General features: G+C 69.5%; 23 protein-coding genes and 2 pseudogenes. 9 read left to right on the top strand and 16 right to left on the bottom strand.

Features of this window, described 5'->3' with window-relative positions; translation table 11 throughout:
• The first annotated feature begins 86 nt into the window (after positions 1-86).
• Positions 87-1,781: a phenylacetic acid degradation protein PaaN gene (paaN, locus tag ACZ5SK_RS09975; RefSeq protein WP_334578708.1), complete on the top strand. Its 1,695-nt coding sequence runs from the start codon at positions 87-89 to the stop codon at positions 1,779-1,781.
• Positions 1,782-1,870: 89 nt separating this feature from the next.
• Here paaN and ACZ5SK_RS09970 read toward each other — a convergent pair whose 3' ends face one another.
• Genes ACZ5SK_RS09970 through ACZ5SK_RS09960 form a run of 3 tightly spaced genes read right to left on the bottom strand, consistent with a single transcriptional unit; the run spans position 1,871 to position 4,880 of the window.
• The gene (locus ACZ5SK_RS09970; protein ID WP_334578707.1) at positions 1,871-2,659 is read right to left on the bottom strand and encodes a TrmH family RNA methyltransferase; all 789 of its coding nucleotides are present in this window, start codon (positions 2,657-2,659) and stop codon (positions 1,871-1,873) included.
• Positions 2,656-3,867 carry an HTTM domain-containing protein gene (locus ACZ5SK_RS09965; protein WP_334578706.1) on the bottom strand — a complete coding sequence of 404 codons (1,212 nt, stop codon included), beginning with the start codon at positions 3,865-3,867 and terminating at the stop codon, positions 2,656-2,658. The genes ACZ5SK_RS09970 and ACZ5SK_RS09965 overlap by 4 nt, the downstream gene beginning before the upstream one ends.
• Positions 3,864-4,880, bottom strand: a complete 1,017-nt coding sequence (locus ACZ5SK_RS09960; protein WP_334578705.1) for a DUF5819 family protein — start codon at positions 4,878-4,880, stop codon at positions 3,864-3,866. Before ACZ5SK_RS09960 ends, ACZ5SK_RS09965 begins: the two co-directional genes overlap by 4 nt.
• Positions 4,881-5,165: 285 nt before the next feature.
• On the opposite strand from ACZ5SK_RS09960, the gene paaA reads away from it, so the two are divergent.
• The 6 genes from paaA (at position 5,166) to ACZ5SK_RS09930 (ending at position 10,136) form a co-directional block, all read left to right on the top strand.
• Entirely contained in the window at positions 5,166-6,203 is a 1,038-nt protein-coding gene (gene paaA / locus ACZ5SK_RS09955; RefSeq protein WP_457494616.1) for a 1,2-phenylacetyl-CoA epoxidase subunit PaaA, read from the top strand.
• A complete protein-coding gene (gene paaB, locus ACZ5SK_RS09950) occupies positions 6,200-6,487 on the top strand; it encodes a 1,2-phenylacetyl-CoA epoxidase subunit PaaB (protein ID WP_319337667.1) in 288 nt (95 codons plus the stop codon). Before paaA ends, paaB begins: the two co-directional genes overlap by 4 nt.
• Entirely contained in the window at positions 6,484-7,278 is a 795-nt protein-coding gene (paaC, locus tag ACZ5SK_RS09945) for a 1,2-phenylacetyl-CoA epoxidase subunit PaaC (RefSeq protein WP_334578703.1), read from the top strand. Before paaB ends, paaC begins: the two co-directional genes overlap by 4 nt.
• Positions 7,272-7,817: a 1,2-phenylacetyl-CoA epoxidase subunit PaaD gene (gene paaD / locus ACZ5SK_RS09940; protein ID WP_361706284.1), complete on the top strand. Its 546-nt coding sequence runs from the start codon at positions 7,272-7,274 to the stop codon at positions 7,815-7,817. The genes paaC and paaD overlap by 7 nt, the downstream gene beginning before the upstream one ends.
• Complete coding sequence (locus ACZ5SK_RS09935) at positions 7,817-8,878, top strand: 2Fe-2S iron-sulfur cluster-binding protein (protein WP_334578701.1); 1,062 nt, start codon at positions 7,817-7,819, stop codon at positions 8,876-8,878. The genes paaD and ACZ5SK_RS09935 overlap by 1 nt, the downstream gene beginning before the upstream one ends.
• Before the next feature lie 91 nt (positions 8,879-8,969).
• Positions 8,970-10,136 (top strand): acyl-CoA dehydrogenase family protein, encoded by a 1,167-nt coding sequence (locus ACZ5SK_RS09930; protein ID WP_468157988.1) that lies wholly within the window; start codon positions 8,970-8,972, stop codon positions 10,134-10,136.
• Positions 10,137-10,198: 62 nt separating this feature from the next.
• On the opposite strand, the gene ACZ5SK_RS09925 is transcribed toward ACZ5SK_RS09930, so the two are convergent.
• The 7 genes from ACZ5SK_RS09925 to ACZ5SK_RS09895 form a co-directional block, all read right to left on the bottom strand.
• Entirely contained in the window at positions 10,199-10,528 is a 330-nt protein-coding gene (locus ACZ5SK_RS09925; RefSeq protein ID WP_079661136.1) for a rhodanese-like domain-containing protein, read from the bottom strand.
• A 100-nt stretch (positions 10,529-10,628) separates the two neighbouring features.
• On the bottom strand, positions 10,629-11,426 hold the full coding sequence (locus ACZ5SK_RS09920; protein WP_334578699.1) for a J domain-containing protein: 798 nt from the start codon (positions 11,424-11,426) through the stop codon (positions 10,629-10,631).
• Between the two features lie 310 nt (positions 11,427-11,736).
• Complete coding sequence (locus ACZ5SK_RS09915) at positions 11,737-13,251, bottom strand: DUF2252 domain-containing protein (RefSeq protein WP_468157989.1); 1,515 nt, start codon at positions 13,249-13,251, stop codon at positions 11,737-11,739.
• An 876-nt stretch (positions 13,252-14,127) separates the two neighbouring features.
• Positions 14,128-14,811 carry a hypothetical protein gene (locus tag ACZ5SK_RS09910; protein WP_468575732.1) on the bottom strand — a complete coding sequence of 228 codons (684 nt, stop codon included), beginning with the start codon at positions 14,809-14,811 and terminating at the stop codon, positions 14,128-14,130.
• A gap of 155 nt (positions 14,812-14,966) precedes the next feature.
• On the bottom strand, positions 14,967-15,230 hold the full coding sequence (locus ACZ5SK_RS09905) for a hypothetical protein (protein ID WP_451299867.1): 264 nt from the start codon (positions 15,228-15,230) through the stop codon (positions 14,967-14,969).
• A 446-nt stretch (positions 15,231-15,676) separates the two neighbouring features.
• Positions 15,677-16,804, bottom strand: coding sequence for a PD-(D/E)XK nuclease family protein (locus ACZ5SK_RS09900; RefSeq protein WP_468575730.1), 1,128 nt, complete (start codon positions 16,802-16,804; stop codon positions 15,677-15,679).
• Entirely contained in the window at positions 16,801-17,574 is a 774-nt protein-coding gene (locus tag ACZ5SK_RS09895) for a GIY-YIG nuclease family protein (RefSeq protein WP_468575728.1), read from the bottom strand. Before ACZ5SK_RS09895 ends, ACZ5SK_RS09900 begins: the two co-directional genes overlap by 4 nt.
• A 229-nt stretch (positions 17,575-17,803) precedes the next feature.
• Between ACZ5SK_RS09895 and ACZ5SK_RS09890 the strand changes: the two are divergent.
• Positions 17,804-18,869: pseudogene (locus ACZ5SK_RS09890) on the top strand (IS630 family transposase).
• Between the two features lie 44 nt (positions 18,870-18,913).
• On the opposite strand, the gene ACZ5SK_RS09885 reads toward ACZ5SK_RS09890, so the two are convergent.
• The 3 genes and pseudogenes from ACZ5SK_RS09885 to ACZ5SK_RS09875 all read right to left on the bottom strand — a co-directional run bounded on the left by ACZ5SK_RS09885 (position 18,914) and on the right by ACZ5SK_RS09875 (position 19,701).
• The gene (locus tag ACZ5SK_RS09885) at positions 18,914-19,294 is read right to left on the bottom strand and encodes a transposase (RefSeq protein ID WP_468575726.1); all 381 of its coding nucleotides are present in this window, start codon (positions 19,292-19,294) and stop codon (positions 18,914-18,916) included.
• Positions 19,260-19,529: pseudogene (locus ACZ5SK_RS09880) on the bottom strand (IS1380 family transposase); the annotation flags it as partial. The gene ACZ5SK_RS09885 and the pseudogene ACZ5SK_RS09880, both read right to left, overlap by 35 nt.
• A gap of 40 nt (positions 19,530-19,569) precedes the next feature.
• The gene (locus ACZ5SK_RS09875) at positions 19,570-19,701 is read right to left on the bottom strand and encodes a hypothetical protein (protein WP_468575724.1); all 132 of its coding nucleotides are present in this window, start codon (positions 19,699-19,701) and stop codon (positions 19,570-19,572) included.
• Between the two features lie 202 nt (positions 19,702-19,903).
• Here ACZ5SK_RS09875 and ACZ5SK_RS09870 point away from each other — a divergent pair, with 202 nt between their 5' ends.
• Positions 19,904-22,681 carry an ADP-ribosylglycohydrolase family protein gene (locus ACZ5SK_RS09870; protein ID WP_468575722.1) on the top strand — a complete coding sequence of 926 codons (2,778 nt, stop codon included), beginning with the start codon at positions 19,904-19,906 and terminating at the stop codon, positions 22,679-22,681.
• Positions 22,682-22,803: 122 nt separating this feature from the next.
• On the opposite strand, the gene ACZ5SK_RS09865 is transcribed toward ACZ5SK_RS09870, so the two are convergent.
• The 3 genes from ACZ5SK_RS09865 to haaN form a co-directional block, all read right to left on the bottom strand.
• Positions 22,804-23,175, bottom strand: coding sequence for a hypothetical protein (locus ACZ5SK_RS09865; RefSeq protein ID WP_468575720.1), 372 nt, complete (start codon positions 23,173-23,175; stop codon positions 22,804-22,806).
• Positions 23,176-23,235: 60 nt separating this feature from the next.
• The gene (locus ACZ5SK_RS09860) at positions 23,236-23,751 is read right to left on the bottom strand and encodes a DUF3293 domain-containing protein (protein WP_468575719.1); all 516 of its coding nucleotides are present in this window, start codon (positions 23,749-23,751) and stop codon (positions 23,236-23,238) included.
• 630 nt (positions 23,752-24,381) lie between these two features.
• The gene (gene haaN / locus ACZ5SK_RS09855; protein ID WP_468575717.1) at positions 24,382-24,861 is read right to left on the bottom strand and encodes a cyclophane-containing RiPP N-acetyltransferase HaaN; all 480 of its coding nucleotides are present in this window, start codon (positions 24,859-24,861) and stop codon (positions 24,382-24,384) included.
• Positions 24,862-24,867: the final 6 nt, after the last annotated feature.

Genomic DNA, 24,867 nt, shown 5'->3' with positions numbered 1-24,867 from the left:
TCTAACCCTGACTGGCCGTTCCTGCCCAGGGTTCCGCCAGGTCATGGGCTCGAAGAAGAGTTCTCACGACGAGGAGTTGGTCCCGCATGGCCACCGCCGAACTGACCACGCACGATCTGATCGCCCAGCACCGGCCCACCCTCGACCAGGCCCTGGAAACGATCCGCACCCGGGCGTACTGGTCCCCGCACCCGGAACACCCCAAGGCCTACGGGGAGAACGGCAGCCTGGACGCGGCGGCGGGCAAGGCCGCCTTCGAAGCCGTGCTGCACACCCGCCTCGACCTCGGCCAGCCCGGCACCGACGACTGGGTGGGCGACGAGGTCTCGCCGTACGGCATCGAGCTGGGCGTGACCTACCCGCACCCGGACCTGGAGACGCTGCTGCCCGCCATGCGGGCCGGACAGCGCGCCTGGCGTGACGCGGGCCCGGAACTGCGCGCGGTGGTCTGTCTGGAGATCCTCAAGCGGATCAGCGACCGCACGCACGAGTTCACGCACGCGGTCATGCACACCTCCGGCCAGGCCTTCATGATGGCGTTCCAGGCGGGCGGCCCGCACGCACAGGACCGTGGCCTGGAGGCGGTCGCCTACGCGTACGCCGAGCAGGTCCGCACCCCGGGGACGGCGGAGTGGACCAAGCCGCAGGGCAAGCGCGACCCGCTGTCGATGACCAAGAGCTTCACACCGGTCCCGCGCGGCACCGCCCTGCTCATCGGCTGCAACACCTTCCCGACGTGGAACGGCTACCCCGGCCTGTTCGCCTCCCTGGCCACCGGCAACGCTGTCCTGGTCAAGCCCCACCCGCGCGCGGTGCTGCCGCTCGCGCTGACCGTGGGCATCGCGCGCGAGGTGCTCGCCGCGGCCGGCTTCGACCCGAACCTGGTCGCACTGGCCGCCGAGCGCCCCGGCGAGGGCATCGCCAAGACCCTGGCCACCCGCCCCGAGATCCGGATCATCGACTACACCGGCTCGACCGCCTTCGGCGACTGGCTGGAGGCCAACGCCCGCCAGGCGCAGGTCTTCACCGAGAAGGCCGGCGTCAACACGGTGATCGTGGAGTCCACCGCGAACTACCAGGGCATGCTCGCCAACCTGGCGTTCTCGCTGTCCCTGTACAGCGGCCAGATGTGCACCACCCCGCAGAACCTGCTGATCCCCCGTGAGGGCATCCGCACCGACGAGGGCCCGAAGACCTTCGACGAGGTCGTCGCCGACCTCGCCCGCGCCGTCGACGGTCTCCTCGGCGACGACGCGCGCGCGAACGGCCTGCTCGGCGCGATCGTCAACCCGGACGTCAAGGCCCGCCTGGAGGCCGCGGCAGGGCTCGGCGAGGTCGCCCTCGCCTCCCGCGAGGTGAGCAACCCGGAGTTCCCGGACGCGGTCGTGCGCACCCCGGTCATCGTGAAGCTGGACGGGGCCAAGCCGGACGACGAGGCCGCCTACATGAGCGAGTGCTTCGGCCCGGTCTCCTTCGCCGTCGCCGTCGACTCCGCGGCCGACGCGGTCGCCCTGCTGCGGCGCACGGTGCGCGAGAAGGGCGCGATGACGGTCGGCGCGTACACCACCGACCAGGAGGTCGAGGAGGCGATCCAGGAGGTCTGCCTGGAGGAGTCCGCCCAGCTGTCCTTCAACCTCACCGGCGGGGTCTACGTCAACCAGACGGCCGCGTTCTCCGACTTCCACGGCTCGGGCGGCAACCCGGCGGCCAACGCGGCCCTCACCGACGGCGCGTTCGTCGCCAACCGCTTCCGGGTGGTCGAGGTCCGCAGGGACGTCTAGGGACGCCTGGGGGACGTGGGGGACGCCTTGGGGACGCCTGGGGGACGCCTGGGAATGTTCCAGGGACGCCCAAGTGCATCCAGGGGCGTCTAAGGGGCCTGCTGAGGGGCGTGTGGTGCGCCGCCGGTGGCACTCCAGTGGTACAGCGTCATGGCCACACTGGTCGCGAGGTTGTAGCTGGAGACCTGGGGGCGCATCGGCAGGGCGAGAAGATGATCGGCACGCGCGCGCAGCTCCGCGGAGAGCCCGCTGCGCTCGGAGCCGAAGGCGAGAAGGGCGTCGTCCGGGAGCTTGACGCCCCGGATGTCGTCGCCCTCCGGATCCAGCGCGAACACCGGCCCTGCCGGCAGCTCGTCGACGGTCAGCCGCTCCACGGCGGTCGCGAAGTGCAGCCCCGCCCCGCCACGCACGACGGTCGGATGCCAGGGGTCGAGCGTGCCGGTGGTGACCACCCCGGTCGCCCCGAACCCTGCGGCCAGCCGGATCACCGCCCCCGCGTTGCCCAGATTGCGCGGGTTGTCGAGAACCACCACCGGACTACTGCGGGGCGCGCGCCCGAGCCGCTCCAGGTTGTTCTCCCGCAAGGGCCGCACGGCCAGGGCCGCGACCGCCGTGGGATGCGGACGCGGCACCAGGGAGGCGTACGTCGCCTCCGGGACCTCCGTCAGGAGCGCCGCCAGCGCCTCGCGCACGTCGGGAGCGAGCTCGTCGGCGAGAGCGAGCGCCGCCCGCCGGTCGACAGTGACCGCCACCGGCACCTCCGCCCCGAAGCGCACGGCGTGCTTGAGCGCGTGGAAGCCGTCGAGCAGGACGGAGGCGTCGGCGAGCCTGCGCCACCGGCCGAGCGGGTCGCAGCCGGCGCTCACGGGGTCGGTCATGCCGTGAACCCTACGCGCGCGTGCTCGGCATCCTCCTGGGCCCGCGGCTCCGCCGCCGCCGTACGGCCGCCGTCGGAGAACAGCCGTCCACGCGCGCGTGCCGCCCAGCCGCCCAGCCGGTGCAGGAACGACGTCGGCAGGAACACGGCGTCCGTCGCGATCATCGCCAGCGAGAAGAACGGCAGGCCCAGCACCACGGCGATCACCGCGTGCTCGACCATCATCAGAGCCAGCAGAACGTTCTTCAGCCGCCGGTTGAACAGGGTGAACGGGAAGGCGACCTGCACGATCACGGTCCCGTACGTCGCGAGCAGCACCATCGTGCCGCTGCCCGCGAGCAGGTCGGCTAGCGCGGGCCAGGGCGAGAAGTAGTCCAGGTGCAGCGGGTAGTACACGGCGGTGCCGTCCTGCCAGCGCGAGCCCTGGATCTTGTACCAGCCGGCCGTCGCATAGATCAGACAGGCCTCGGTCATGATCACGACCAGAGCACCGTTGTGCAGGATGTTGCCGATCACGTCGACCAGGATCCGCGGCTCCGCCGACTTCCGCAGACGGCCGACGGCCCACCACAGACCCTGCGCGACCCACGCCGCCCACAGCAGCGCCGGAATGCTCCACTCACTGTGGAAACGGCCCGCGACAGTCACCGTGACCAGCACAAACCCGCCCACGGCCCACAGAACGGGACCGACCCGGTCCGCGACCCGCTCCCCACGCGCGCGTGCCGCCTGCTCACGCCGCGCCCGCCGCGCGTCCAGCGACCACACCCGACCGCAGCGCATGAACACGAGGTAGATCGACATCAGGTGCAGGACGTTGTCGCCGCCGTCGCCCATGAAGACGCTGCGGTTCTGCAGCGAGAGCACACCGACCATGAACAGCACCGACATCGCACGGGTGCGCCAGCCCAGCAGCAGCAGCGCGCTGGAGAGCAGCGCGAGCGCGTACACGGCCTCGAACCAGCCCCGGCCGTCCGACCACATCAGGGCGGTGAACGCGCCGTTGGAGTCGATCAGCTGCCGGGCCAGCTCCCAGTCCCACGGGCCGTCGGGACCATAGAGCTCCTGGCGGTGGGGGAACTCGCGCACCAGGAACAGCAGCCAGGTGGCGCTGAAGCCGATCCGGACCACGGCACTCTGGTACGGCCCGAGCGCCGACTCGGTGACGCGGGCGATGGCGGTGGACACCGTCAAGGAGAACCGGTTCACCTCGCACCTCCCTCGGCCCCGCCGTCCGGCACCGACCACCAGGGCAGCTCGCGGTACACCGGGCTCATCGACACCTTCTCGTCGCTCCACTTCGGCGGGGTCACATTGGTGGTCTGCGAGCGGACCTGGACCCGCTCGACGACACCGCCGTCACCGGCCGCCCCGCCACGCTCCAGCCGCAGCACCACGATGCGGCGCAGATACGTCTCCGAGAGCGCGCCGCGTATGCCAACCGGGCGGTTGTCGTTGCCGTGCGTGGACGTGTAGAAGTCCCAGGCGCGGCGCAGCTCGTTCTGCTGGGTGTGGCTCGGCAGCAGGTTGCCGTCGATGGCCCGGCCGTCCTGCGCGGACAGGTCGTACCAGCCGGTGGTCCTCGACCCGCCCTCCGCGGTGCGGACCTGGGCGCGGACCTGGACGGCGATGTTCTGCTGCAACGGGTTCGGCGCGAACAGCTTCCAGTTCTGCTCGAACTCCGGATAGATCCATTCGTCGATCGCCTTGCCGTGCGCCTTGGTGACCGTGTTCGACGGCGCGACGTGCAAAAACACCATCCCGACATGCACACAGACGGCGACCGCGACGACGGCGAGCGCCAGCGCGGCGCCGATCTGATAGCGCGGAGAGAGCGCGGCCACACCGGTACGGGGCTCGGGGTGCGGAGGCGCGGGGTGAGGGGGCGCGGCCACCACACCGGCGGCGGGGACGACACCGGTGGACGGGACGACGGTCGGCCAGGCGAGGGGGCCGGTCGGCTCGGCCGGAGGGCCTGGTGCAGCGCCGGCCTCAGGAATGGCAGCCCCGGCCTCAGGAATGGCAGCCCCGGCCCGGGGGCCCGGAACGGCGCCCTCCGCGGGGGACGCCCCCGCCACGGCGCCCGTTTCCGCTGCGCTTTCCGCTGCCCTCTTCGCTTCGGTTTCCGCTGCCGTTTCCGTCCCGGCCGCCGTCTCCTTGTCCGCCTCCCCTGGCGTATTGGCCCCCTGCGGAGCGCCAGAGCCTCCGTCGTACGCGTCCATTCCGCCCCGTTCCCCGATCCCGGTCGTCTTCGCGCTGCGTCGCGCAATCGCGAACGGTACTCAGCCTCACCCGTTCGGCGCAGCCTTCCCCCCGCGGCGCCCGGGCCTGGGCGGGGCGGGGTGGTGTTGTCCACAGGGGACGCCCGCAGGTTATCCACAGCGGTTGACACCTTACGACGGCCGTCCCACCATGGAATCGCACGGACCGAACGATCGGTCGGGAGAAGGCTCGGGCAGAGCCGAGGCCGGGGCGCCTAGCCCAGGCCCAAGGTGAAGGGGGACCGCATGGCGACAGCAGCCGCGCACCAGACGGCCCGCACACAGCCGCACACCGCACAGAACGGCGGACGCGACGAAAGCGGCCGAAGCGGCGCCGACGAGGCGTACGAGCGCGCCTTCGACGCCACCGTGGCCGCCGACGAGCGCATCGAGCCACGCGACTGGATGCCCGACGCCTACCGCGCCACGCTGGTGCGCCAGATCGCCCAGCACGCCCACTCCGAGATCATCGGCATGCAGCCCGAAGCCAACTGGATCACCCGCGCGCCCTCCCTGCGCCGCAAAGCCATCCTGATGGCGAAGGTCCAGGACGAGGCGGGCCACGGCCTCTACCTGTACAGCGCGGCCGAAACCCTCGGCACCGGACGCGAGGAACTCCTCGACAAGCTCCACACCGGCCGCCAGAAATACTCCTCCATCTTCAACTACCCCACGCTGACCTGGGCGGACGTCGGTGCGATCGGCTGGCTGGTGGACGGCGCCGCAATCACCAACCAGGTCCCCCTGTGCCGCTGCTCCTACGGCCCGTACGCGCGCGCGATGGTCCGCATCTGCAAGGAGGAGTCCTTCCACCAGCGCCAGGGCTACGAACTGCTGCTCGCCCTCAGCCGCGGCACCGCGGAGCAGCACGCGATGGCGCAGGACGCGGTGGACCGCTGGTGGTGGCCCTCGCTGATGATGTTCGGCCCGCCCGACGACGAGTCCGCGCACTCCGCGCAGTCGATGGCCTGGAAGATCAAGCGCCACTCGAACGACGAACTGCGCCGACGCTTCGTCGACATCTGCGTCCCCCAGGCCGAGTCCCTCGGCCTCACCCTCCCCGACCCGGACCTGAAGTGGAACGAGGAACAGGGGCACTACGACTTCGGCCCCATCGACTGGACCGAGTTCAAGGAAGTCCTCAAGGGCAACGGCCCCTGCAACGAACAGCGGATAACCCAACGCAGGCGCGCACACGACGAGGGCGCATGGGTACGAGAGGCGGCCGCGGCCCACGCGGCCAAGCGCACCAGCGGGACGAAAACGGAAGTGGAGCAGGCATGACGAACACCGACTGGCCCCTGTGGGAGGTCTTCGTGCGCTCCCGGCGCGGACTCTCCCACACCCACGCCGGCAGCCTGCACGCGCCGGACGCCGAATTCGCCCTGCGCAACGCCCGCGACCTCTACACCCGGCGCGGCGAAGGCGTCTCGATCTGGGTCGTGCCGTCCTCCGCGGTCACGGCCTCCTCGCCCGACGAAAAGGACCCGTTCTTCGAACCGGCCGCCGACAAGCCCTACCGACACCCGACGTTCTACGAGATCCCGGAGGGGGTGAAGCACCTGTGACCACGACGACGAACACGCACACCCACGCCGCCGCCCTCGCCCTCGGCGACGACGCCCTGGTGCTCTCCCACCGCCTGGGGGAGTGGATGGGTCACGCGCCCGTCCTCGAGGAGGAGGTCGCCCTCGCCAACATCGCGCTCGACCTGCTGGGCCAGGCCCGGATCCTGCTGTCGATGGCCGGCGACGAGGACGAGCTGGCCTACCTGCGCGAGGAACGCGCTTTCCGTAACCTCCAGTTGGTCGAACAGCCCAACGGCGACTTCGCCCACACCATCGCCCGCCAGCTGTACTTCTCCACCTACCAGCACCTGCTGTACGCACAACTGGCCGCCCGCGAGGGCCCGTTCGCCGGGCTCGCGGCGAAAGCCGTCAAAGAGGTCGCCTACCACCGCGACCACGCCGAACAGTGGACACTGCGGCTCGGCGACGGCACCGAGCTCAGCCACGAGCGGATGCAGCGCGCCTGCGATGCGCTGTGGCGGTTCACCGGAGAGATGTTCCGCCCGCTCCACGGCCTCGACCTCGACCTCGACGGCACGAACCGCGACGGCACAGACCGCGACGGAACGGCCCCGGACGGGTCGTCCCCGGCCGGGACGGACCTGGACTCGGCCTGGCTGGAGTCGGTGAAGGACGTGCTGGCGCGGGCCGACCTGGCAGTGCCCGAAGGGCCGCGCACCGGAGCCTGGAGCGCCGGCGCGGGCCGCGAAGGCATGCACACCGAGTCGTTCGGCCGGCTGCTCGCCGAGATGCAACACCTGCACCGCAGCCACCCGGGGGCGTCATGGTGACACTCACCCCGCTGGAGGCGGAACTCCTCGCGGTCGCCGGCTCGGTGCCCGACCCCGAGCTGCCCGTGCTCACCCTCCAGGAACTCGGCGTGCTGCGCGCGGTGCACATCCGCGACACGGACACCGTCGAAGTCGAACTGACCCCCACCTACACCGGCTGCCCAGCGGTGGAGGCGATGTCCGTCGACATCGAAAGGGCGCTGCACGAGCACGGCGTACGTGAGGTCACCGTGCGCACCGTCCTCACACCCGCCTGGTCGACCGACGACATCTCCGCCGAAGGACGCCGCAAACTACGGGAGTTCGGCATCGCCCCACCCCGCAGCACCCGGGCCGCCCCAGGCCCGGTGCCCCTGACGCTGGGCCCGACGCACACCCTCCACAACGAACCCGAAAACGTGCCGGACGAACCGGTCCGCTGCCCGCACTGCGGTTGCGCCGACACCGAACTGCTCAGCCGCTTCTCCTCCACCGCCTGCAAGGCGCTACGTCGCTGCCTCGCCTGCCGAGAACCCTTCGACCACTTCAAGGAGTTGTGATGGCCCGCTTCCACCCGCTCCAGGTGGCCGCGGTGGAGCGCCTCACGGACGACTCCGTCGCCCTCACCCTCACGGTCCCCGACGAACTCCGCGAGGAGTACCGGCACACCCCCGGACAGCATCTCGCCCTGCGCCGCGTGGCCGACGGGGCCGAGGTCCGGCGAACGTACTCGATCTGCTCGCCCGCACCCGACCCCGACGGCGAGGGACCCCGCACGCTGCGAGTGGGCGTACGCCTCGTCGAGGACGGGGCCTTCTCGACCTACGCCCTCAAGGAGATCAACGTCGGCGACGAGCTGGAGGTGATGACTCCGGCCGGCCGGTTCACCCTCGACCCCGCGCCCGGTCTGTACGCGGCGATCGTCGGCGGCAGCGGCATCACCCCGGTGCTGTCGATCGCCTCCACGCTGCTGGCCCGCGAGCCCGCGGCCCGCTTCTGCCTCATACGCAGCGACCGTACGGCCGCCTCGACGATGTTCCTGGAGGAGGTCGCCGACCTCAAGGACCGCTTCCCCGAGCGACTCCACCTGGTCACCGTCCTCTCCCGCGAGGAACAGCAGGCGGGACTTCCCTCCGGGCGGCTCGACCAGGAGCGGCTCACCGGGCTGCTCCCGTCGCTGCTGCCGGTGCAACACGTCGCGGGATGGTTCCTGTGCGGACCGTTCGGGCTCGTACAGGGCGCGGAGCGGGCACTGCAGGAACTCGGGGTCCTGCGGTCCCGGATCCACGAGGAGATCTTCCACGTGGACGTCGCGGCACCCCCGGCACGCACGGCCGCCCCCGCCCACAGCACCGTGACCGCCCGGCTCGACGGCCGCGGCGGAAGCTGGCCCGTGCGCGACGGGGAGTCGGTCCTGGAGACGGTCCTGCGCAACCGGCCCGACGCGCCCTACGCCTGCAAGGGCGGCGTGTGCGGAACCTGCCGGGCCTTCCTGGTCTCCGGCGAGGTCCGCATGGACCGCAACTTCGCGCTGGAGCCGGAGGAGACGGACTCCGGGTATGTGCTGGCGTGCCAGTCGCATCCGCTGACGGAGGCGGTGGAGGTGGACTTCGACCGGTGAGGAGCAGGGCCCCGGCTACTGTTCCCTTCTTCTAGAACCTGTTCTATCTTGACGCTCCGTCAGATCAGCTGACCCGTCGGGAGGACAGGCCGTGGACTTCACCTTCACCGAGGAGCAGCAGGCCGCGGCCGAGGCGGCGCGGGGAGTCTTCGCCGGAGTCGCCCCCGACGCCGTGCCGAGCCCCGCGCTCACCAAGGGCGCCGTGGCCGACGGCTTCGACCGCGCACTGTGGTCCAGGCTCGCCGCGGCGGACCTGCTGAGCCTGCTGCTCGACGAGGAGTCCGGCGGTGCGGGCCTCGACGCGATCGCGCTCTGCCTGGTCCTGCGCGAGTCGGCGAAGGTGCTGGCGCGGGTACCGCTGCTGGAGCACAGCGCCGCCATGGCCGCCGTACAGGCCTACGGCAGCCCGCAGTTGAAGTCCTCCCTCCTCACCCGGGCCGGACAGGGCGAGGTCGTCCTCACCGTCGCCACGAACGGCCGCACGGGCCACGACCCGGCCGAACTAGCCGTCACCGCCCGCCAGGACGGCGCCGACGCCATGAGCGGCGCGGGAGACTCCGGGGGTCAGTGGGTGCTGGACGGGGTGCAGACGGCGGTGTCGTGGGCGTACGACGCCGACTTCGTCGTCGTACCGGCGCGCACCGAGGACGACCGGAGCATCCTCGCCGTCATCCCCCGCCAACACGAAGGGGTCGAGCTCGCCGAACAGATCTCCACCACCGGCGAGCGGTTCGGCGAACTACGCCTCGACTCGGCCCGGATCGCCGCCCGGGACGTCATCACCGCCGACGACGCCTGGGAGTGGCTGCGCGCCCTGCTGGCCACCGGGACCTGTGCGCTGGCGCTCGGTCTGGGCGAACGCGCACTGGCGATGACCAGCGACTACGCCGGCAAGCGGGAGCAGTTCGGGCACCCCATCGCCAGCTTCCAGGCCGTCGCCGTGCAGACCGCCGACCGCTACATCGACCTGCGCGCGATGGAGGTCACCCTGTGGCAGGCCGCCTGGCGGATCGCCTCCGGGGCCCCGGGAGCACTGCCCGCCTCCGGTGACGTCGCCGTGGCCAAGATCTGGGCCTCCGACGGCGTACGGCGGATCGTGCAGACCGCACAGCATCTGCACGGGGGCTTCGGCGCCGACGTCGACTACCCACTGCACCGCTACCACGCCTGGGCCAAGCACCTGGAACTGTCACTCGGCCCCGCCGCGGCACACGAGGAGGCACTCGGCGACCTACTGGCCGCCCACCCCCTCGGCTGACCGACCCGACACGCACACAGGACTTGCCTGCCGCCTGCCGCCTGCCGCCTGCCGCCTGCCGCCTACAGAACGAAGCCCGGCCGGCCTTCGTCCGTGACGACCGGGCGGCCCGCGGCGGCCCAGATCTGCATGCCGCCGTCGACGTTCACGGCCTCCAGGCCCTGCTGGACGAGATACATCGTGACCTGGGCCGAACGCCCGCCGGAACGGCAGATCACATGGACCCGCCCGTCCTGCGGAGCCGCCTCGGTCAGCTCGCCATAGCGGGCGACGAACTCACTGATGGGGATGTGCAGTGCCCCTTCGGCGTGGCCCGCCTGCCACTCGTCGTCCTCACGGACGTCCAGCAGAAAATCGCCGTCCTTGAGGTCTCCGACCTCGACCGTGGGCACACCAGCTCCGAAACTCATGCCTCGACGCTACCCGACCCCGCAACCGCCACGACGCCCCCACCAGCCCACCGGCCCGGCACCGGCACCCATCAGCTCGGCACTAACCCACCAGCTCGGCCAGCTCCGCCTCACGAGCGGCGACATCAGCGAGAAGCTTGTCGGCGATCTCGTCCAGCAGGCGATCTGGGTCGTCCGGGGCCATCCGAAGCATCGAGCCGATCGCGCTGTCCTCCAGCTCCCGGGCGACCAGCGTGAGCATCTCCTTGCGCTGAGCGAGCCACTCGAGGCGGGCGTAGAGCTCCTCACTCGGGCTCGGGCTACGCTCGGCAGGCACCGGACCGGCCGCCCACTCCTCGGCCAGCTCACGCAGGAGCACCTCGTCGCCGCGGGCGTAAGCCGCGTTCACACGGGTGATGAACTCCTCGCGCCGGGCCCGCTCGGCGTCCTCCTGCGCCAGGTCGGGGTGAGCCTTGCGGGCCAGCTCGCGGTACAGCTTGCGGGCCTCCTCGCTCGGCCGCACCCGCTCCGGAGGCCTCACCGACTGCTCCGTGAGCATCGCCGCGGCCTCAGGGAACAGCCCCTCGCCGTCCATCCAGCCGTGGAACAGCTCCTCCACCCCGGGCATCGGCATCACCCGCGCCCGCGCCTCGGCCGCCTTGCGCAGGTCCTCGGGATCACCGGTGCGGGCCGCCCTGGCCTCCGCGATCTGCGCGTCCAGCTCGTCGAGCCGGGTGTACATCGGACCAAGTTTCTGGTGGTGGAGCCGCGAGAAGTTCTCGACCTCGACGCGGAAGGTCTCCACCGCGATCTCGAACTCGATCAACGCCTGCTCGGCGGCCCGCACGGCCTGCTCCAGCCGCGCCTCGGGCCGGGGCTGCTCAGCTTCGGGGGTCGTCACCCGACCAGCCTAGGCCAACGCCACCCCAACCACCGCTGCCAACCACCGACCGGCCCCGGCGGGGAGGGGGCGGTCGGCTCGGACAGCTCGGGGGGGGCTCCCCCTCCCTCCCCCCTCCCCTCCCTCCCCCTCCCCCCACCCCACACCCGCCCACCCCGCTTCCCGGTCTCGGCGGACCGCCACCGGCGTCCCGGGGCGGCAGGCAGACACTGGTCTGCCCGCCGAGATCGGCCTACCTGCTCGCTGAGATCGACGTGCCTCAGGTTGTGAGGTCTTCCCGCCGAGGTCGACGTACGTCAGCGAACGCTGCTCACACCCCTGTCTCGGCCGCGATCCGTCCCGCCCGTACGGCCGTCACCAGGTCCGTGTGGTCGGCTTCGGTGCGGTCGGCGTAGGTGACGGCGAACGCGGCGATCGCGTCGTCGAGTTCCTCGTTCTTGCCGCAGTAGCCGGCGATCAGGCGCGGGTCGGCGCTGTGGGAGTGGGCGCGGGCCAGGAGGGCTCCGGTCATGCGGCCGTAGTCGTCGACCTGGTCGGCGGCGAGCGCGGACGGGTCGACGCTGCCCTTGCGGTTGCGGAACTGCCGTACCTGGAAGGGGCGACCGTCGACCGTCGTCCAGCCCAGAAGTATGTCGCTGACGACCTGCATGCGTTTCTGCCCGATCACCACCCGACGGCCCTCGTGGTCCACCTCCGGCGTTTCGAAGCCGGCCGTCAGCAGGTGCGGGACCAGGGCCGACGCGCGGGCCTCCTTCACCTGGAGGATCAGTGGTTCGCCGCGGTGGTCCAGCAACAGCACCACGTACGACCTGGTGCCCACACTGCCGGTGCCGACGATGCGGAAGGCGACGTCGTGCACGGCGTGACGGGCCAGGAGGGGATGGCGGTCCTCGGACAGGGTGGTCAGGTAGTGCTCCAGGGACGCGGCCACCGCGGCGGCCTCCGCGTCCGGGACTCGGCGCAGCACCGGTGCAGCGTCGACGAAGCGGCGGCCTCCGTTCTCCGTCGGCTCGGTCGATTTGGCCGCGAACCGCCCGCTGGTGTTGGCCCGCGCCTTCTCCGAGACTCGTTCCAGTGTGCCCAGCAGGTCGTGGGCGTCGGTGTGGGAGACGAGCTCCTCGTCGGCGATGGCGTTCCACGCGTCCAGCACCGGGAGCCTGGCCAGGAGTCGCATGGTGCGGCGGTAGGAGCCGGCCGCACCGTGCGCTGCTCTGCGGCAGGTGTCTTCGTCCGCGCCGGCTTCCCGGCCTGCGAGCACCAGGGAGGCGGCGAGGCGCTTGAGGTCCCATTCCCAGGGGCCGTCGACCGTCTCGTCGAAGTCGTTCAGGTCGATCACCAGTCCGCCGCGGGCGTCGCCGTACAGACCGAAGTTGGCGGCGTGGGCGTCACCGCAGATCTGCGCGCGGATGCCGGTCATCGGGGTGCGGGCCAGGTCGTACGCCATGAGGCCCGCCGAGCCGCGCAGGAACGCGAATGGCGTCGCCGCCATCCGGCCGACCCTTATCGGCGTCAGTTCCGCGATGCGGCCCTGGTTGGACTCCTCGACCGCCGTCACGGCGTCCGGGCGGGAGGCGTGCAGGTCGAGTGCGGCATGCGCCGACCGGGACACCCGGCCACGCAGCGCCCTGCCCTCTTCCTTGGGCGAGCGCAAACCATCCCCCTCCGCCGGCCCCGCCTCATCAGCAGACCGCTCGACGGGCCACTCCGCGAACCCACGCACCCGGGGAAGCCTGCGCGCCCCGCCCGTCTCCACCCCGGTCCCCGTACCGGTGCCGACGCCCACACCGACACCGACACCGACACCACCGACTGCCTCGGTCGCCATGACCGCCTCCCCCGCACGCATACGTCCATCGGCTCGACGAGCCGAACATCAACTCGTGCCGACCGTACAGCGCGGCGGCCAAGGGGTGGCAGCCCCTGTGGATAACTCCCCAGCTGTGGACAACGCCTCCACCGGCCGCCGCCAACCGGCAGGTGTTTCACGTGAAACGTGACACGGTCGCCGTCCGGATGGTCTTCGCCATACACGCGACGCCAGGTCGCGGTCCGGGCGGGTGCGGTGCGGTGCGCTACACCCTCGCCTGACGCCGGTCAGCGCCCTGAGATGTTCCTCACACACTGTGAGCATCCGTGGCCAGTACTCGCCTGTACCTACCTGCACTCGTCGGTACGGGCGAGTGGCCCCGGGATACGCAAAAGCCCCGCAGGTCCTAGACCTGTGGGGCTTTCAGCTGGTGGGGCACCGACGGAACTCGCTGGTCAGGGGCCATACACCCCTGCGAGAAGATCGTTTCCCACGCTGTGCTGTTACTTTTCCCACCGCCCTGGCCAGAAGCCGGGCAGAGGTTCAGCGGTGACGGCCAATCCAGGAGGGGTCGGATGTCCAGCCAGCAGGCCGTACGGCAATCGACCGGCGTCCCGCAGGTGACAAGCGTGCGCGACGACCATGACATCCCTGTAGCAGTCGCCTATCAGGTGCAGCTACTACTTGAAAACGATCCGGGAGGTCGACCTCCCGGATGCCGTCCGCGCTGCAGCCGTGGAAGGCTCCCAGCCCGGAGAGAGATGCAACAGCTTCGCCTATTCGGCTCCCACGTCCTCTACCGGTATCGCGCGCGTCCGCATGTGACCGGCGAGAGTCTGTCCCGACGCGGTGGGCCTCAATGTGTTCCTCCGCAAGGAAGGAAACGGCACGACCCTACACCCGGTCGCGCCTGAGAGTCGTCTCGCCGAGCCCGAGGGCCATGCTGCCCATGAGCTGACGAGCGAAGTCCTCCAGGATCGAGGGGTTGGTAGCGAGAAACTCCATGACCCGCTCGGTTCGCTGCTCAGGCGAAAGCTCTTTCAGTTCCTGCTGCCATGCCAGGGTGGCAGCACCGCCATCCTCGACCTCGGCATTCACGATGAGGCTCCAGAGCGCCTGCTGGGCGTCCTCACGAGCGAGCCAAGTCATGAACATCTGCTGGAACTGCTCGCTCGTCACAGTGACCTTCGGGTCGCTGGGCGTGGTGGCCAGATCTTGGGAAGGCGCGTCAGCCTCGACCCCCGGGACAGCAACAGGAGGTGTCGTCGTGACCCCGGCCCGCAAGGCCTTCTTCTGGGCTCTGCGGGCCTGCTGCTTCAGCACCAAGGCTTCGCCTTTTGCAACGAGGACCGGCACGGCCTGGGTGTGCCACCAGTGGGCAACGAGAGGCTTTGCGATTTCTACGAGACCATCGATGATCTGGCCCGCGATGTCAGCCCTGGCCTGTTGGCCGGGGGTGAGCTGAGGACGCTGATCCTCCACGTACTCGGTGACGTAGACGATCTCGGGCTTGTCTGTGAAACCTGACTCGTCTTCGGCCTTCAGGCGGATCTCGTCGTACTCCTGGTCCTCGGCCATGCGTCCTCGTCAGTGCTCGGGTCTTCCTCGGCGCTCGGTCGACGAGGAAGTTGCGGTAGGAGAACCTCACCCATAACCGTATCTGTAGCGTCCGACAATTCGGCAGGTTCGGCGAGCATCGCATCAGCCGCCATAGAGCCGCAGGTCCAAGGCTGTCACCAGTCCCCTTGCCGGATCCGCTCGTCAGACACGATCCCGTAGACGTACCGCCCAGAACGTTCGGGGCATCGTGGAATCTCCGACGGCCCCGCGATCGGCCATGCCTCCAGCGCTGACCTGATCTCGTGCCACTGCACGTTGCGCCGGCTCTCGACGATGACCAGGGTGTAGCGGTTGGTCCGGTAGGTGAAGGGCTTGCCGGTCTTCGTGTAGAAGACCTCTCCCTGGTGCTCCTCGATCCGAGGCCTCGCCGTCTCCATATTGGGACCGACCGGCACCGGCTCGGGCGGAGGTGGCGGTGGCACTGGATGCCCTGCCCACCGGAGCCGTTCCTCCGGCGTTGGCTCCCGGCTACTCCGATACCAGGATGCGCTCCCTCGCACGGTAATCGAGGTGACCGCCAGCTCTGTTCCGTCCGGCAGCACCCCACGGCCAGGCTCTCGGTAAGGCTCCGAAATCGTGATGTCACGCCGCTCATAGCCGAGCCTGCTGGCAACTGACTCCAGGGTCCCCATCTGAATGTTCCCGACGTACGACCACTGGTCCTCGCTGGCATCGTCCGAGAACTCCACGACGCCTACAAGGTAGACCCCGTCCTCGTTCGGGTCCCCGAAGAGCTGCCGCAAGCGGTCGGGTCCAAAGTCGCCCGTCATCTATCCGTCCACCCCTGCATCGCCGCTATCAGATTCTCCGTCGATCAACGCGATCACAGTCTCCCCCGCGGCTGAGTCGTGTGCTGCGCCATCCGGGATCCGATCACGGCCACCCTGCTGAGCACCCCGACGGCTTCCTTCAGTGTGGTTGAGGGCGGCAGCACGAAACGCGCGCCGAACTCGACCTCACCGCTGAGCTTGGCCTGCCCCTCGCCATAGCCACTGCCGAGGAACGCTGGAGCGCCGAGTTCCTTGAGTCGAGCCACGCCATCCTTCTCCCACTGCAACGTCTTGCGCGGCGGATGGGGTCTCCACGGAATCCAGTCCTCTTGGGCGAGGTACTCCTGCCAGAGCAGCGCCAGGTGATCCCAGTCGTAGGCCTTGGAGGAGGTGACCTGCTGCTGCACGAGGAAGAAGCGGAAGTCGACCCCACGAAGCCCGCTGCTGTCGACGAGCTTGCCAACGTCCTGAGTCGGCAAACTCTCGGTGGCTTCCCAGCGGACGGTGTAACCGCTGCCCGGAATCGGGGCGTCCACGATCGCGACGTACAGGCCACCGGAGCCGATCTCCTGGATGGACTTCGATGAGCCGCCGGGCAAGGCGACGTTGCCGTACATATAGGCAGCACGAAGCCGGAGGGCGAGGTACAGGTCGATACCGTCGATTTGATTCCAGACGGTGTCGCCATCCACCTCCGGCACCTGGGACTCGATGTGGCTCGTCCAGGCTGTGGCGGTCGTCGCGGCCCACGGCACCGGGGACGAGGCGAAGGGAGCGATGAGCTCCTCCCAGGTGAGGTTCTGCCAGTCCTGGGCATGGGTGGTGTCGAGGCGGATGCGCTGAAGCGAGACCGCCACGAACCGGCAGTCGTCTCGGTCCTCCTCGGCGACGTATTTGTAGTACCGCTCCAGCTGTTCAATTCCGAGGCCAGCAAGCAGCTTCACTTCGACGACAGCGACAACCTGACCGTTCGCCTCCACCACCAGGTCGGGTCGATCCGATGCCTTCCGGCCCCGCGACTTCGAGACCTCCCGACGAATCTGGAGCGGGCCAACAGCCTCGATCCCGAGCACGGAGCGGGTGATCGCCTGGTCGGCATTCATGAGGGTGGCGAGCAGATCGCTCCACGCGTTCTCGCTGTTGATCGAGAGCAGGAAGCGAAGGTCCGGGAGACTACTCACTCGCTGTCCTCTCCCAGCTCCGCGTCGATGTTGAGCACGCGGATCCCGGACTGCGACTGCGCGAGGAGCACCGCAGCGTTCTCGGCAAGGCGACGGGCGGACTTGAGCCGCAGGTCCAGCTCGACATCGTCACCCCAGCGGACTGACGTTGCGATGGCGAATTCGATCGAACCACCGGACTCCAAGTGGCCGACGATCTCCTTGTGGATGCGGCGGCTGGTGCGCTGACGAGAGCGATCCGTCTTGGCGTTGCGGTAGTTGCCGGCTCGCCTGGCCAGCTCCACGGACTCCCCGATGTAGAGCACGCGGATGCCGTCGTCGTCCACACCGAAATCGTAGCGGTAGAGCCCTGGCACTCGCGGGAGTCCGGGAAACCTCGGCAGGCTGGCTTCGTCAAGCGTGATCGGGCCGGCGCTCAGCCACGAGAACGCAACACGAACGTCGAGCGCCTCCAGTTCCTTGAGCTGGGACGCGTCGAAAGACCCACGACGAGACGCGCCGGCCAGCCGCGGGACCGAGCCGCTCTCGGTGGCCGAGGATCCGGCACCGATCAAGAACCCGAGGTTCTGCAGCCACCGCCGAGAGTCATGCGACTGAAACCGGCTGCGCTTGGCACCTGTCGCAAGGGAGATGACCTGCTTGACCGGCCAACGCACACCATCTACTTCGACCCAGTACTCGCGGATCTCCTCGGGCACGTGACCAGCAAGACGCCCACGAACAAGCGTGGGCGTCAGCTCGAAGGATTCACCATCGAGAGTGAACTGCATGGAATGGAGGTTAGCCTCGATCGTTCACGAGTCCTCGTCAGTTCGCTGACGGGGATTCTGTGCGTATGGGGTGCGGCTTTTCCGGGGGTGGGGCAGGCTGATGGCCCGGTTGTCGCGTGGGGTGGGCGCCGGGTTCCACTCCCGGGGTGGTCGTGCGGGTTGTTACTGACCTTCAAAGCGTGGTGTCGGTAGGGCTGACGGTCCATGATCCCTGCGGTACGCCAAGTTCATGAGGTATGCGCAAGGGGGCGGGCTGACCGATGAACGGCGGGCCTTCCGAGAGAAGTTGCGGTTGCAGGCGGCCGAGCGGTTCCGGCAGGGTGACGAGAATGCGGTCATCGCTCACGACCTGCGGGTCAGTGTCCGGTCGGTACAGCGGTGGCGCAAGGCTTGGTCTCTCAGGACGGGCCGAAAGCCCTGGCCTCGAAGGGGCCGGCGTCGCTGCCGCTGCTCAGCGACGAACTCTTCGCCGCCCTCGAGCGGGAACTGCTCAAGGGCCCGGTCGCGCATGGCTGGCCGGACCAGACCTGGACACTGTCACGGATCAAGACCGTGATCGGGCGACGGTTCCACAAGAGCTACACAGTCCAGGGTGTCGCCGCACTGCTCAGACGGCATGGCTGGACCTGCCAGGTTCCCGCCCGCCGCGCCATCGAGCGAGACGAGGCGGCGGTGGCCGGCTGGGTGAAGGAGACCTGGCCCCAGGTGGAAGGACCGTGGCGGCGCTCGACGCCTGGCTCGTCTTCGAGGACGAAGCCGGATTCTCGATGACGCCGCCGACCACCCGCACCTGGTCCCGCCGCGGCCACACCCCTGTGGTCCGCGTCCGGGGCCGCTCCCGCCGCCGCTTATCGGTGGCCGCCCTGGCCTGCTACAAGGCCGGCGAACCCTCGCGGCTGATCTACCGGCCCTGCCCAGACGCCCGGCCCGACGGGCGCAAAAGCTTCTCCTGGAAGGACTACCGCGACCTGATCCAGACCGCCCACCAGCAGCTCGGCGGCCCGATCGTGCTGGTCTGGGACAACCTCAACACCCACCTCACCGCCGGCATGCGCCGCTATATCACCGACCGCGACTGGCTCACCGTCATCCAACTGCCGCCCTACGCACCCGACCTCAACCCGGTCGAAGGCATCTGGTCCGTCCTGCGACGCACCACCACAGCCAACCGCGCCTTCGCCAACCCCGACGACCTGATCACCGCCGTCCGACGCGGCCTACGCCAGCTCCAGTACCGCCACGACGTCCTCGACGGCTGCCTCACCGGCACCGGCCTCCGACGCCAGCCACCATGACGACATCACGCATTCAAGGTCAGTAGGACGGTCGAATTAGCTGGTCAGCCGGGGTTCGGGAGGGTCTGGAGCCGGTTCATGGCGCTGGTGATCACGGGCGTCCATGGCCATCGGGTGGGCAGACGCAGCCAGTGGCGGCGGCCGGTGTTCACGAACTGGGCGGCGGCGGAGAACAGCCGTAGGCGGAGCTTTTTGGGTTCCCAGTGGCGGGTGTCGCCGGTCAGAGCGAGCACCGGCAGCCAGGCGAGGAGGTCGAGTGCGATGGAGACGATCTCCAGCCAGATCCGGTTCTGGGCGGTGTCGTGCGGGGGCAGCGTTGCGCAGGCCAGTGTCGCGGGCGCCCCGGATGGGGTCCTCGCAGCGGGCCCGCCGTCGGTGACGCAGTTCGAGATCGGCGAGCCGGCCGCCTTTGATGTTGGTCGCAAAGCAGGTCAGCCGCAGTCCGTCGAGGTCGGTGAAACGCAGTTGGGCGCCGGGGTGAGGCCGCTCCTTGCGGACGACCAGCCGCATCTCCCTTGGCCAGGTGCCCAGGTCGGGCATTCGGTCATCTCCGCGACCCAGGCGCCGGGCCGCTCGGTGCCGCTGGCGCATTAGGGCCGGCGTCCACGCCTTCTTCGGGATCTTCAGCAGGGCCTGGTGGATGGCGTCGGTGATGGTCATTCCGACGGAATACCACCGCCACCGCCACCGCCACTGCCCATTAGGTGTGGGTGCCGCCGCCGGAGTCGGTGCGGATCAGTGTCTGCCGTCCCCGCCGCAGAGCCTTGGGGAGTTGTGCCAGGGCGAGTCGGACGGTTTCGATGTGGTCGATCGTGTGGTTCGAGGCGCTCACCTTGGCAAATCTTTCTTATCGTTCCATTGACGATAAGTCGGGGACGCTGCCAAACTAGCGGAGCGTCAATGTGTCGATGAGCAGCACTTTTTCAGCATTCCGCGCCTACGTCGTCCTGGTCGATTCCGACCGGGACCGCTGCCTGCATGCCACCGCCCGCTTGGTTCGCCTTCCGCACGCCACCGCACCTTATGGAGTGTCCATGACCCATGCTCCACAACCCCGCCTGAACCCACAGGCCACCGACCGGGCCGCCGGTGTACTTCTCGGCGCGGCCGTGGGCGATGCGTTGGGCGTGCCTTACGAGTTCAAGGCGACGCTGCGCGAGGACCAGCGGCCGCGCATGATCGGTGGCGGCCTGGGGCCGTACGAGCCTGGCGAGTACTCCGACGACACGCAGATGCAGGTCTGCGTCGCCGAGGTCGCGGCCGGCGGATCGGATCTGCGTACGCCGGAGGCCCTTGACGCGATCGCCGTCAACTTCCTGAGCTGGCTGAGCGGCGGCGCCAGTGACGTCGGCGCCCAGACCCGCGCCATCCTGGGCGCCGCCCGCAGCGCCCCTGGGAATTCGGGCGCGGCAATGTTGGCCGCCGCCAGTAGCTTCACCACCGGCAACGGCCGCAGCGCAGGGAACGGCTCGTTGATGCGCACCGGCATCGTCGCCCTCGCCTATCTTGGCGACGTCGCCGAGATGGCCGAGGCCGCCATCGCCGTCAGCTCGCTCACCCACCCGGACCCGGACTGCGCCGATGCCTGCGTGCTGTGGTGCTCCGGCATCCGCACCGCGGTGCTGAACGGAACCTTCGACGGTGTGCGCGCCGGCCTGGACCTGATCCCCGCCGAGCGGCGCGAGGTGTGGGCGAAGCGGCTGAACGAGGCGGAGGCCAATCCGCCGCACCACTTCACCAACAACGGCTGGGTCGTCCACGCCCTCCAGGCTGCCTGGTCGGCGATCACCCGCACGGCCGTCCCCGAGTCGATCCCCGCCGAGAACAGTTTCCCCGCACAGCACTTCGGCCTCGCCTTGGAGGCGGCGGTGCGGGCCGGCACGGACACCGACACCGTCGCGGCGATCGCGGGCGCCCTGCTCGGCGCGCGCTGGGGCTGCTCCGGCGTCCCGCTGGAGTGGCAGCAGGCCGTGCACGGCTGGCCGGGCCTCACCGGAGCTGACCTGGTCAGGCTGGCGGTGCGCACGGCCCAGGGTGGGAGCGACGACGCCCAGGGCTGGCCCTCGGCGCCCCGCATGTCCGTCGGCGGCCACCGTGGCTTTGCCATCGCTCACCCGCACGATCCCGGGGTGGTGCTGGGCAACCTGGCGCTGGCTCAAGGCTGCGAGCCGGTCGACGTCGAGTCCGTGGTCTCGCTGTGCCGTACCGGTACGGATCCGGTCCTGCCCGGCAGCGATGTCGAGCACATCCGCGTGTGGCTGGTGGACACCCAGGGGGCGAACGCCAACCTTCACTACGTTCTGGACCAGGCCGCCCGCCAGGTGCTGAGGTTGCGTCAGGATGGCAAGAGGGTCCTGCTCCACTGCCTTGCCGGGCAGAGCCGCACCCCGGCCGTCGCCGCGATCTACAGCCACCTGGCCACCGGCGCCGACTCCAAGACCGCGCTCAACGACCTGCGCCAAGTGCTAACCAGCGGCTGGCACCTCGGGGCACACCCAGAGATGCACGATGCGGTGCACGAGTTGACCGCCGGACGCGCCAACGGCGGGCAGCCAGCCGGTCCAGGCGTCGCATCGACCGATGCGGCCACGGCCGGTCCGGCTCCGGTCCACCGCCCTGCACCGCGGGAACAGGACCGGGCGCCTGCCGGGCAGAGGCAGGACGAGCTGGACCTGGGCCCTGACGAGGAGCCAGAGCGGCAAAGGGAGTTCCTGACGGAGAAGGGGGCGCCGTCCCGGGTGCGCGGGATGATGCTGGGCCTCGCCCTGGGCGACACGCTGGGAGCGGCGAAGGGCAAACTGCCGACGGACGGTCCACTGCGGGCCGGGGTCAGCACTCAGTTGGCCTGCTTCACCGCCGAGGGGACGATCCGCGCGTGGGTGCGTGGCAATCAGAGGGGTGTCTGGGGGCCGGCGGAGGTGGTGTGGCACGCCTACTGCCGGTGGGCTGCCCTGCAGGGGATCGAGGTCGAGCGGATGCGGGAGCGCTGGGCCCACGGCGACGAGGTGTGGCCGGACGGCTGGCTCGCCCAGGTGCCCGTGCTGGCACAGCGGCGTGGTTCGGCACCGGCAACCGTGACGGCCCTGTCCAAGACCGAGCACGGAAACATGGGGATACCGACGGCCAGCCGGGGCTGCCACGCGCTCACCCGCACGCTCCCTGTCGCTGTTGTTGGCACCGCACACGGCTCGGAGCAGTCGGCCCAGTTGGCCCGGGAGGTCGCCGGCCTCACCCACGGCGACCCGGCCGCGCAGTCCGCGGCAGCCCATGCGGCCGTGCTGGTCAGCCACTGCCTGACCAGCACTCCGATAGCGCAGGCTTCTCTGTTCGGTGAGCGGTCGCGGGTGCGGCAAGCTCTAATGGACGGCATAAATGCCCTTGCCGAGGCCGACCCTGGCCTGACCCACGCCGGGAAGAAGCAGCTCGTCAGGGTGCTGCAGCGGGCCGAAGACCAGCCCGCGGACGCGGGCCGCCTCGCAGGACTCGCCCCGGACGCCACCGCGCCCTCGGCGTTGCTCGGCGGCATGTACGCCGCCGCTTCCTTCCCCGAGCCGAGTCAGGTGCACGACGCGCTGCGCTTCGCCGCCGGGGCGCCGGACGGCGACTCCGTTGCCTGTGTGACCGGCGCGCTGCTCGGGGCGGCACACGGCATCGAGGCACTGCCCGTCGATCTGATCAGCCGCCACGAACTAGCCTGGGTCCTCGACACCCTGGCTCGCGACCTCGTCGCCCAGTTCGCTGACTCCCCCAGCGGTGGCGGGTACTACGGCGGCTGGGACCCGTACTGGCTGGACCGCTACCCGGGCGGGTGACCGACCAGTCCCGCCTCAACGACGTCGCTGAATCAGCCGAGGGTGTCGAGGCGGGGCCGGAAGAGTGTCTCCTGGGAACAGAAGCGGCTGCCTGACGACAGGGCCGAGTGGAATCGCATTTCCTATGACCGTGAGTCAAGCAAGGCGTTCAGATCACAGGAGGACGTTCCCTGGCCGGTCCCAGAGACCATGGACGGCTTGAGATCGGGCGCGGTGGTGGAGTAGGACTCGAGGCGGACTCCGGTGCGCTGTTCACACGCCTTCCGAAGAGCGTAGATGTGCTCCACGCGGTAGGCGAGTCGGCTGGTCCACTGAGCGACCTCAACGGGTGTCGCTGAGAGGGCACATTGCCGCAACCACCTGACGGGGTCGAAGCGCTGGCTGGTGCCGGTGAGTGCGTCGGCCAAGTCGAAGGCGAGGATGCGCCGGGCCCGGTCGTCAACGTCGCTGTCGGCGATGGCAGCGGCGAGGGTTTCGTAGTCTCCGCGGTTCATGGGAGCGGCTCCTTCGGGTTGCAAAGTGATCGTCTTGGCGTGTGTGACTGATCGTTGGGGTTACGCGGCAGGTGACCGGGAATCCCGGTGGGATGGTGGCGTGAGGAGGGCGGCCTGCCACCCGGCGATGACCGTGTCGTGGGCGGCGTCAGTGCAGGCCAGCAGTCGCCATGAGGTCGACGACCAGGCGAATACGGCATCCTGGCCGAACCGTCGGCCCAGAGCCCGGGCCTGGGCGTCGTCCATTCCGACGACGGCTGCGCTGATTTCCGCGTGGTGGCCAGCCGGGTCTCCTCCGACGGCTGGCCACCATTGCAGCCCGTGAAGACCGATGTCGTGCAGCAACTCGTGCTGCGCCCAGAGATTGGCCCGTGCGGTGGCATTACGTCCGCAGGGGTTGAAGGCAGTGATGATGTGGATCGCGTGCGCGTTGTCGAGCGGATACGGGAGACCCGCCACGCCGTCCAGAGGACCCGGCGTAACGCGAACGCTGTACGCGGGGAAGGCGATATCCACGACTGCGCGCAAATAGTTCGGCCACTGCGTGGGCTCGGCGAAATGAGAAACGGCAGGCACAGGAGTCTCCTTCAAAAGGGGACCCCCTTACCTGCCGGCAGGGAGATCTGTAGACCCGCTAACGCGGGACGATCACAGCACCAGGTGTTGATCACCTGATGAGCGCGATGCTGCCACATGGCCCTGCTCGAAGTCCAGGGGTCGTCCCCAATGAATGAGTTCCGCCGCCGAACACCCCGCGCCATGCCGTGGCAGCCGCCCAATCCCCCACCCGCACCGGCACGTTGAAGATCAACTTTCCGATGGGTTTCATCATCCCGTCAACGAAGCCTGACACTCCTCACACCGCCGCGTCGCCCGCCGACTGGTGTTACCGGCGGTGGCCACCGCCGGACAACTACCGCTCAGACGGTCCCAAAGTCCAGGCTGAGGATCGTGAATCCACCCCCACCGCGGCGGCTTCACAAGCTCCTCTGTGAGGTGTGTACAGGCCCCCGGGAGGTGAGCGTACTGCGTGGGTGAGATCAGGATCGTGTCAGCAGGGAACCGCCGCCATTCCTGTCGTGGCTGTGACGCGGAACGCGCCTTCGGCACGAACCCGTCAGGTGGACAGCCGCACCCCAGACCGATGATGCACTCACACCGTTCACAGCGTTCTTCCTTCACAACCCCGCTCGTTCCCATGCCTTCTCATGCCTCGCCGACTTCGACCCTGTAGACGATCTTCCCGTCGAACTCCGCGAACCCGAGCGACTTGTAGAAGGCTCGGGCGCCCGGGTTGTCTCGGTCCGTCATCCACTCGATGCGGCTGCACCCGGGGCGCGCCGCAGCGATGGCGCGCAGCTCGTTCATGAGGCGTTCACCGACTCGCTGCCGACGGAGCTCATCACGGACGTAGAGCTCCTTGAGGAAGAGGGAGTGGGTCGACCCCGCCGACGGCCACAGGAACGAATACGCGGCGAGACCGACGATGTGCCCGGCCTCGTCCTCGACCAGCAGGGCGGAGGCGAGCGGCGGTGAGCCGAAGAGTGCTTCCTCGACCTGGTCCTGGCGCTCGTCGAAAGGCTGGATATCGGCGTCGGCCGTGCCGTAGAACCGTTCGATCTCCTCGATCAGTTCGGCCAGTCCTCGGACGTCACTCTTCTCGGCGGGCCGGATCGTCACGGTCATCGGCGT

The organism is Streptomyces sp. NPDC031474 (assembly GCF_055581185.1).
Note: the sequence above shows the minus strand (reverse complement) of the source record. Positions and strands in the feature narration are given on the sequence as shown.

Bases quoted from the DNA above. Each gene is read 5' to 3' on its own strand.
- ACZ5SK_RS09865 (WP_468575720.1), bottom strand. From the start codon at position 23,175: ATGAACCGCGGAGACTACGAAACCCTCGCCGCTGCCATCGCCGACAGC.
- paaB (WP_319337667.1), top strand. From the start codon at position 6,200: ATGACGAACACCGACTGGCCCCTGTGGGAGGTCTTCGTGCGCTCCCGG.
- ACZ5SK_RS09960 (WP_334578705.1), bottom strand. From the start codon at position 4,880: ATGGACGCGTACGACGGAGGCTCTGGCGCTCCGCAGGGGGCCAATACG.
- ACZ5SK_RS09915 (WP_468157989.1), bottom strand. From the start codon at position 13,251: ATGGCGACCGAGGCAGTCGGTGGTGTCGGTGTCGGTGTCGGTGTGGGC.
- paaD (WP_361706284.1), top strand. From the start codon at position 7,272: ATGGTGACACTCACCCCGCTGGAGGCGGAACTCCTCGCGGTCGCCGGC.
- paaN (WP_334578708.1), top strand. From the start codon at position 87: ATGGCCACCGCCGAACTGACCACGCACGATCTGATCGCCCAGCACCGG.
- ACZ5SK_RS09935 (WP_334578701.1), top strand. From the start codon at position 7,817: ATGGCCCGCTTCCACCCGCTCCAGGTGGCCGCGGTGGAGCGCCTCACG.
- paaA (WP_457494616.1), top strand. From the start codon at position 5,166: ATGGCGACAGCAGCCGCGCACCAGACGGCCCGCACACAGCCGCACACC.
- haaN (WP_468575717.1), bottom strand. From the start codon at position 24,861: ATGACCGTGACGATCCGGCCCGCCGAGAAGAGTGACGTCCGAGGACTG.
- ACZ5SK_RS09870 (WP_468575722.1), top strand. From the start codon at position 19,904: ATGACCCATGCTCCACAACCCCGCCTGAACCCACAGGCCACCGACCGG.
- ACZ5SK_RS09895 (WP_468575728.1), bottom strand. From the start codon at position 17,574: ATGCAGTTCACTCTCGATGGTGAATCCTTCGAGCTGACGCCCACGCTT.
- ACZ5SK_RS09970 (WP_334578707.1), bottom strand. From the start codon at position 2,659: ATGACCGACCCCGTGAGCGCCGGCTGCGACCCGCTCGGCCGGTGGCGC.
- ACZ5SK_RS09905 (WP_451299867.1), bottom strand. From the start codon at position 15,230: ATGGAGACGGCGAGGCCTCGGATCGAGGAGCACCAGGGAGAGGTCTTC.
- ACZ5SK_RS09910 (WP_468575732.1), bottom strand. From the start codon at position 14,811: ATGGCCGAGGACCAGGAGTACGACGAGATCCGCCTGAAGGCCGAAGAC.